General features: G+C 41.4%; 13 protein-coding genes. 3 read left to right on the forward strand and 10 right to left on the reverse strand.

The genetic code is table 11. From position 1 onward, the window contains the following. Positions 1-65: 65 nt before the first annotated feature. The 10 genes from TW85_RS24880 to TW85_RS25790 all read right to left on the reverse strand — a co-directional run bounded on the left by TW85_RS24880 (position 66) and on the right by TW85_RS25790 (position 4,276). On the reverse strand, positions 66-617 hold the full coding sequence (locus TW85_RS24880) for a DUF3486 family protein (RefSeq protein WP_046019802.1): 552 nt from the start codon (positions 615-617) through the stop codon (positions 66-68). 1 nt (position 618) lies between these two features. Continuing rightward, on the reverse strand, positions 619-915 hold the full coding sequence (locus tag TW85_RS24885) for a hypothetical protein (RefSeq protein ID WP_046019836.1): 297 nt from the start codon (positions 913-915) through the stop codon (positions 619-621). Beyond that, on the reverse strand, positions 915-1,223 hold the full coding sequence (locus TW85_RS24890; protein ID WP_046019837.1) for a hypothetical protein: 309 nt from the start codon (positions 1,221-1,223) through the stop codon (positions 915-917). Before TW85_RS24890 ends, TW85_RS24885 begins: the two co-directional genes overlap by 1 nt. Further along, positions 1,223-1,432 (reverse strand): TraR/DksA C4-type zinc finger protein, encoded by a 210-nt coding sequence (locus TW85_RS24895; protein ID WP_046019838.1) that lies wholly within the window; start codon positions 1,430-1,432, stop codon positions 1,223-1,225. Before TW85_RS24895 ends, TW85_RS24890 begins: the two co-directional genes overlap by 1 nt. Before the next feature lie 2 nt (positions 1,433-1,434). Beyond that, positions 1,435-1,932: a 3TM-type holin gene (locus tag TW85_RS24900; RefSeq protein WP_046019839.1), complete on the reverse strand. Its 498-nt coding sequence runs from the start codon at positions 1,930-1,932 to the stop codon at positions 1,435-1,437. Beyond that, entirely contained in the window at positions 1,916-2,413 is a 498-nt protein-coding gene (locus tag TW85_RS24905; protein WP_046019840.1) for an N-acetylmuramoyl-L-alanine amidase, read from the reverse strand. The genes TW85_RS24900 and TW85_RS24905 overlap by 17 nt, the downstream gene beginning before the upstream one ends. 87 nt (positions 2,414-2,500) lie before the next feature. Continuing rightward, positions 2,501-2,923 carry a Mor transcription activator family protein gene (locus TW85_RS24910; RefSeq protein WP_046019841.1) on the reverse strand — a complete coding sequence of 141 codons (423 nt, stop codon included), beginning with the start codon at positions 2,921-2,923 and terminating at the stop codon, positions 2,501-2,503. Between the two features lie 83 nt (positions 2,924-3,006). Continuing rightward, positions 3,007-3,348, reverse strand: a complete 342-nt coding sequence (locus TW85_RS24915) for a hypothetical protein (protein ID WP_046019842.1) — start codon at positions 3,346-3,348, stop codon at positions 3,007-3,009. Between the two features lie 185 nt (positions 3,349-3,533). Then, positions 3,534-3,746, reverse strand: a complete 213-nt coding sequence (locus TW85_RS24920) for a hypothetical protein (protein ID WP_046019843.1) — start codon at positions 3,744-3,746, stop codon at positions 3,534-3,536. Positions 3,747-3,775: 29 nt separating this feature from the next. Next, on the reverse strand, positions 3,776-4,276 hold the full coding sequence (locus tag TW85_RS25790; RefSeq protein WP_052702410.1) for a helix-turn-helix transcriptional regulator: 501 nt from the start codon (positions 4,274-4,276) through the stop codon (positions 3,776-3,778). A 106-nt stretch (positions 4,277-4,382) separates the two neighbouring features. Between TW85_RS25790 and TW85_RS24930 the strand changes: the two genes are divergently transcribed. From TW85_RS24930 to TW85_RS24940, 3 genes are all read left to right on the forward strand, one after another. Continuing rightward, positions 4,383-4,619, forward strand: a complete 237-nt coding sequence (locus TW85_RS24930; protein WP_046019844.1) for a helix-turn-helix domain-containing protein — start codon at positions 4,383-4,385, stop codon at positions 4,617-4,619. A 9-nt stretch (positions 4,620-4,628) separates the two neighbouring features. Next, the gene (locus tag TW85_RS24935; RefSeq protein WP_046019845.1) at positions 4,629-4,895 is read left to right on the forward strand and encodes a hypothetical protein; all 267 of its coding nucleotides are present in this window, start codon (positions 4,629-4,631) and stop codon (positions 4,893-4,895) included. Continuing rightward, positions 4,892-5,814, forward strand: a 923-nt coding sequence (locus TW85_RS24940; protein WP_052702411.1) for a hypothetical protein, incomplete at its 3' end; no start/stop codon positions are given. The genes TW85_RS24935 and TW85_RS24940, both read left to right, overlap by 4 nt.

Here is a 5,814-nt window from a genome sequence, read left to right on the forward strand (position 1 = left end):
TTCCATCTCTTCTTTAAGGTTGATTTTTTTAAGTTCAGAACTGGCGGTTAACGGCTTAGTCTTCATTAGGCTTTACCCAAGAGAATGCCACGGATACGGTCTTCAAGTTGTTCGCTCATACCGTCTTGTCCGTGTAATTCATCCGTCACGGCGTTGGCAGCTTCTTCTGCGTATTGCTTACGAATTTCACGCTCGCGCTTTTCGTTCACTGTAGCAGCTTGCTCTAAATGCTTAATGGCTAGGGAGAGTTCTTTTAATAACTTAGGTTCGACAACGTCTTCACCTTCTGACATTTTTAATGCGGTATCAAATGCCATTGTTCGCGTGAATTCATTGAGCAGTTTGCCAACTTGGCCTTGTGGCTCATTGCCTAATTTACCTATCCACATCTCGGCAATTTGACGCGACTCACGCATCTTTTTTCCGACGTCTTCCATACGCTGGCTATAGCGGTTAACCGCGCTCTTACTTACGCGAATATCTGAAAGCTCTTCTTCTAAAAGAAGGTTAACCCGTTGGGTGGCTTCTAACTGGCTTACTGCCGGATCACGAAGTAATGCTTGAAGCGCGTCTCTTATCTCATTAGGCAACCGATCAATGGATGATAATCGAGCCATATCAAGCTCCGGGGCCGGGGCGCTTAATACCCGGAACAGTTGCGTGACCTTTGGTTACGTCTAAACCGCGTTGGGTTAATGTAACGACATAAACCGTGGCAATTTCATCTAACGTGACCAGCCCTTGCTCTTTTAGCCAAAACAACTCTGTATGCAAATTGTCACGGCTAGTTGATAAGGCGTACATTTCTAAGCCGCGCTCAATCAATGAAGAAGGCGCACGGTAGTCAGTGTCTTCAGCTAATAAGCGAAGGATCACTAGACGCCGCTCTTTTTTTTCAAATTCTGCCAGAGCCATTATTTGCTCCCTTTATTGAGTAAGTAATCGTGAATACGCGTTGAGGTTTGATCCACTTTGTTAAGTGTTGATTTCATGCCTTCCATTTCAGCACGAAGCTCAGCAACATCTGCATGTGTTGCGGTTCTCTCTTCAAGCTTAAGAACACGTTTATCTAGGGTGTTTTGTTGGTTAACCACTTTATCTATCGCGGTACTGTTACGTTCTCGCCCCTTGTCGATAAACATCCAAACACCGATGATGATCATCACAAGCCATTGAATAAGGTCTAACCAAAACTTCCACTCGCTCCAATTAACTTGCTCCATTAAGGTTTCTCCCGTCGCTGTTGGCACCTGATACAACGTGTGGCAAAGGGCGCGGCTTCAAGGCGTCGCTTAGGGATTACTACATCACAGTCTTCACAAACAATGTCACCATCAACAATAGTTTGAACGCCTTTAGCCTGTTTACTAGAAGCAATTGAAGCGGCTCTAAACGTCTCTTCTGCAAGCGATGCTCTGTCTAAATCATCCATAACTAATCTATTAGCCTCGATTTGTTTGAACCTGTAATTGATCTCACTACAGGGTTATTGGCTCCACGCCTTTCTAGTGATCTGCCAATTGACCACGTCGCGCAAATACCGCCCCAAGCACCCCAGAATTCCAGAGGCAAATCAGCCAGCGGTGATGTATCAACATCCAATCCAAAACCATTTAGAATTCGACCGAGCAAAGGGAAAAGAACGTAATTAATACCGATGAAAGCGAGCCCAGAATAAACAACCGTAGGCCTTGCCCGCTTGGTGTAAGTGTCACCTTGTTTCAACTCGGCAACTAAAACGCGCTCTTTTGCACCAAGCTCTGCTCTAAGGGTTTGTTCTGTTTCGCTATCTCTATCCGCCACCAGTTGCTCAACCTGTAACTTAAACGCGGTTTTTTCATCTGGCGTTTCAATAAATCGGTCGGCAACATCCGCAACGGTTGACGCAAAGGCGCTCGCGCCTTTAGTAAAAATATTAGTAATCCAACTCATAGAAACCTCTATCTAGTAAATGCTTATCGAGTGGTCGAAATTTGCGCTTAATCCATGTTGGTACATCAAACCCCGGACAGGTTTTTTGGCTTAATTCGTTATGACCGTAAAGAGTAAGAACATCATCAATATTTTCTTCTAAACGTTGTATTAGTTTGAAAAGAGCTTCCCATTGGATGTGGTTAAATTTGTCAGTACCGATCATACAAATGCCAACGCTATTATGGTTATAGCCTTTAGCGTGTGCGCCTTCTTCAGTTAACGGACGCCCGATAGTAATAGCCCCATCTACTTCAATAACAAAGTGATAACCGATATGTTTAAGAGGATAAAGCGCGGGAGAAATTGTCATGTTGCGGCTAAATCCGCGTTCTTTGTGCCAGCCGTCTATTTGTTCAGCGGTAAAAGGTTGGCCGTTAGGCGTAGCCGCACAGTGGATGACAATGGATGTAATGTCTGAGAGATAACGTTTTTTACCCATGCTCTGTACCTAATTTAATTTTTTAATAGATTAGGTACAGGTTAAAGGCTCAAGGTGCTTACTGGGGATTCAAGCGTTTAGCGGAAATTAATTAAACAGGCTAGGTTGAATTCGGGCGGTATGAAGCTTGTGTTGGCTAGCGACAATATTGTAAATCTGAACGGATGTTAGACCGTATTCTAACGCTAATTCTTTATGGTTATTGCCCGTAAACTGGTGGTGATAGATCTTATAGTCACGAAAGGCTTTCTGCAATCTATCATCACGTGGCAAGTATAGTTGTCTACCACCTAAGTAATGCGCGACGGCAATCACGTTTGTTCTTGCTATTTCATAAGCGTTATCTGAAAGCTTAGGGTGTCTCGTTTTTATTTGGGCTTCCATCACGCTCATTAAGTCGTGGAGCGTTTTAGGCCATAATCGCGGGTCAGTATCTAACGTATCAATGTTATCTAATAGAGTTAGTAGATCATCGTCTGGTTGAAATAATTCGCTTTGAGATTCTTGCATTGGTTGCCCCTGAAAGTGTTTTGAACTTAAAGGGACTTTAGGGTGTGGTCATAGGAAAATCTTTAAAAACGGGGCAATAATTATTAACGGCTTTGAGAATTGTAAGAATTTCCGTATTGGCTAAGGATTTGAGCTAACGAGGCTTTTTTCGATGTTAATAGGTTGTAAAAGTGTTCGGAATGATAAAGTTTGTTTGACAGCTCTAAAACACTTATTTCACTACCGCTTTCTTCTTTAATGTGTCTGTGCGTAACAAGAAGCATTTTAAAAACGCCCGATGGGTTAACATTCGATATCTCCGAAATATAGACAATATTTCTGTTTAGCTCTTCAACAAGCTGCTTGGCTCTCGCGTCTCCTTCAGGACTTGCAGAAGAACCCAAAGAAGTAAAACTAAATAACAGAATGAAAATTAATTTGCACATTAGTTAAGCCTCCTTAACCCTAATGGGAATTTTGGATTTAGATAATAAATAGCTCATTGACGGTATAGATCTGGGTGTCTTCCATAATTTAATTCTTTCCTGTGTAGCCAGTGTAACCTTGATTTTTAACCCACAGGGCGAGCTCATCAGCGTTTGCAAAAATAATAGGTGATTCATTTTAAACCTCATTCTTTCTTTTTTAAAATAAACCAAATTGCACCGGCTATACCAAGAATGGCTAGAATTGGAATAGATAAAGTAATGAAAAACTCTTTTACGTCCCAGTTAAACCCGTTAAAAGCACCCCACAATATAAATAATAAAAACAATGGAATTGCTAAACTAAATATTCCATATAAAGCAGATAATAAAGCATTAAGCACATCAAAAAATTTCATTAATAAACCCTTCTTTAATTTTTCCTATTTTACGCGTTCTTTTTTTCTTCGTTTTCTCGGAAGTACTTTTCTAACTCTGCAAGACGTTTCTTAGCTTTGATGTCTTGGTAAATCTCTCTCTGATCCTTTTCGGACAGCTCCTTGTACATATCCCAAAATGAGCGTTCATTACTGCTTAGTTTTAGCTCTGGCTCAGTAGGCTGGCGGATTGATTTAGCCACATTTTCATGAGCCTCAACCATTTTATTTGTCAAGCTACCATTACCATCTGGGTCGACCTCTGCCGTGACTTTCGTCATCAGCTCCAGGTTATGCCTAAGCTCAGGCGACAATCCCAACCCGGTCAACACCCAAGTAATATCCACCTCAAATTCTTTATTTAACTTGAGCAAAAAGTCACCACTAGGGATCGCTTTCCCTTGCTCAATCTGACTTACGCTTCCATTAGAAACCGTCAAACGCTGCGCAAACTCGCGCTGATTCAGGTCGCCACGAACTTTTTTTACGCGGTCACCAATCTCTTTGCTCATATATGTATCCATGATTTGTTGACTTGCTCATAATTATGAGCAATACTTAAACTTAATCCAGAAATTTAATCTCTAGGGCTAATAAATTAACTAAGGAGAATACTACATGCACCCAGCGAAATTAAAAGCAGAAATAGCGATGGCCGAATCAAGTAGCGCCATTATTGCCGATGAATTAAAAGTTTCTTATTCATCAATATCCAATGTAATTAACGGTAAAAGCCGCTCAAAACGTATAGAAAAACGTATAGCCGAAATAATTGATATGGACCCCGAGGTATTGTTCCCACCGACAAAAACCACGGTTCGTAGAACATCAGAACAAATGCAGCGCAGCGCTTAAGGAGGGGTGATGGATGCACCAATGAATTGGCTTCGAGTTATCGACCTAACTAATCACAAAGTCTTAATTTCTGTTGAGCAAGAGGAAAGCGGAGCGTTGATTTTAAAAGTCTCGTTTTGGACAAACTCACGCTTTGAGGTAGTAACTCTACCCTTCAACAAACCTTTTGCCGAACATCTAGTACATGCGCTTGAGGCTTATAACGAAGATTCTGTCAAAAAGATTATCAACGTATTTTTACCTAATGATGAACAGTACGAGGTAGGCCGACCATGAATAAAGATAAAGAAATGGTTTCTTTTATAGAAAGTGCAGATCTAGGAAATGAACGTGATGTGGTTAATCAGATACTAGGGCAAGTACAAGCAACAGCATCAATTTCAAAGTTCACCGCGACAGTCGCGGTTTCTAAAATGGCTTTTATCAAGAAAAACAAGCTTTACAGAGGTTTAGAAGGTATGAAAGACCGCGACGGTCGCGGTTTGAATGGCACTTGGGAAGAGTTTTGCAAACTACTAGGCACATCTGCACCAAAAGCAAATGAAGATATTAATAACCTTCAAACTTTTGGTGAAGAAGCATTAGAGTCTATGTCAAGCATGGGCATTGGTTACCGCGAGATGCGTCAATACCGTCGTTTACCAGATGACCAAAAAAACGCGCTGTTAGAGGTGGCTGAAACGGGTAATAAAGAAGCGTTTGTTGATTTTGCTGAAGGGCTTATTTCTAAGAATGAAAAAGATAAGGAAGCTGTCACTAAAAAACTTGAGGAATCTAAAGCGGACTACTCGGCTCAAAGTGAACTATTAAAAGACAAGAGTGAAGAGTTAGACGCGACTAAGTTAGAACTTGAAAAAGCTCGCCGCCACTTACAGGGAATCTCTGTAGATAAAAAGAGCAAAGAAGTTCGTGATGAACTGGGCTCTACTACTTTTGAAATCGAAGCTTTATTGATGGGGCGAGTGCATGAAGGCTTTGAAATACTGTCTGGAGAAAATGCTGAAAAACACACCCGTTTTATGGCGCTTCAATTAAAACAAATTGAGCTGCAAGTCATTGCGCTACGCGATGAGTTTGGCTTACCTGAAGACCTCGGTGATATTGATGAACTCGACTGGGTCAAAGAACTAGATAGCGCGGAAGAGAAACAGTTCGATTTTGTTGAAGGTGAGTATATCTCTCACGAGAGCAAAGG

It is taken from the genome of Marinomonas sp. S3726 (assembly GCF_000967665.1).
In the GTDB taxonomy this organism is placed as follows: Bacteria; Pseudomonadota; Gammaproteobacteria; order Pseudomonadales; family Marinomonadaceae; genus Marinomonas.

Coding starts and splice junctions, on each gene's coding strand:
- TW85_RS24910 (WP_046019841.1), bottom strand. CDS start 2,923: ATGCAAGAATCTCAAAGCGAATTATTTCAACCAGACGATGATCTACTA.
- TW85_RS24880 (WP_046019802.1), bottom strand. CDS start 617: ATGGCTCGATTATCATCCATTGATCGGTTGCCTAATGAGATAAGAGAC.
- TW85_RS24920 (WP_046019843.1), bottom strand. CDS start 3,746: ATGAAATTTTTTGATGTGCTTAATGCTTTATTATCTGCTTTATATGGA.
- TW85_RS24935 (WP_046019845.1), top strand. CDS start 4,629: ATGGATGCACCAATGAATTGGCTTCGAGTTATCGACCTAACTAATCAC.
- TW85_RS24905 (WP_046019840.1), bottom strand. CDS start 2,413: ATGGGTAAAAAACGTTATCTCTCAGACATTACATCCATTGTCATCCAC.
- TW85_RS24890 (WP_046019837.1), bottom strand. CDS start 1,223: ATGGAGCAAGTTAATTGGAGCGAGTGGAAGTTTTGGTTAGACCTTATT.
- TW85_RS24885 (WP_046019836.1), bottom strand. CDS start 915: ATGGCTCTGGCAGAATTTGAAAAAAAAGAGCGGCGTCTAGTGATCCTT.
- TW85_RS24895 (WP_046019838.1), bottom strand. CDS start 1,432: ATGGATGATTTAGACAGAGCATCGCTTGCAGAAGAGACGTTTAGAGCC.
- TW85_RS24930 (WP_046019844.1), top strand. CDS start 4,383: ATGCACCCAGCGAAATTAAAAGCAGAAATAGCGATGGCCGAATCAAGT.
- TW85_RS24915 (WP_046019842.1), bottom strand. CDS start 3,348: ATGTGCAAATTAATTTTCATTCTGTTATTTAGTTTTACTTCTTTGGGT.
- TW85_RS25790 (WP_052702410.1), bottom strand. CDS start 4,276: ATGAGCAAAGAGATTGGTGACCGCGTAAAAAAAGTTCGTGGCGACCTG.
- TW85_RS24900 (WP_046019839.1), bottom strand. CDS start 1,932: ATGAGTTGGATTACTAATATTTTTACTAAAGGCGCGAGCGCCTTTGCG.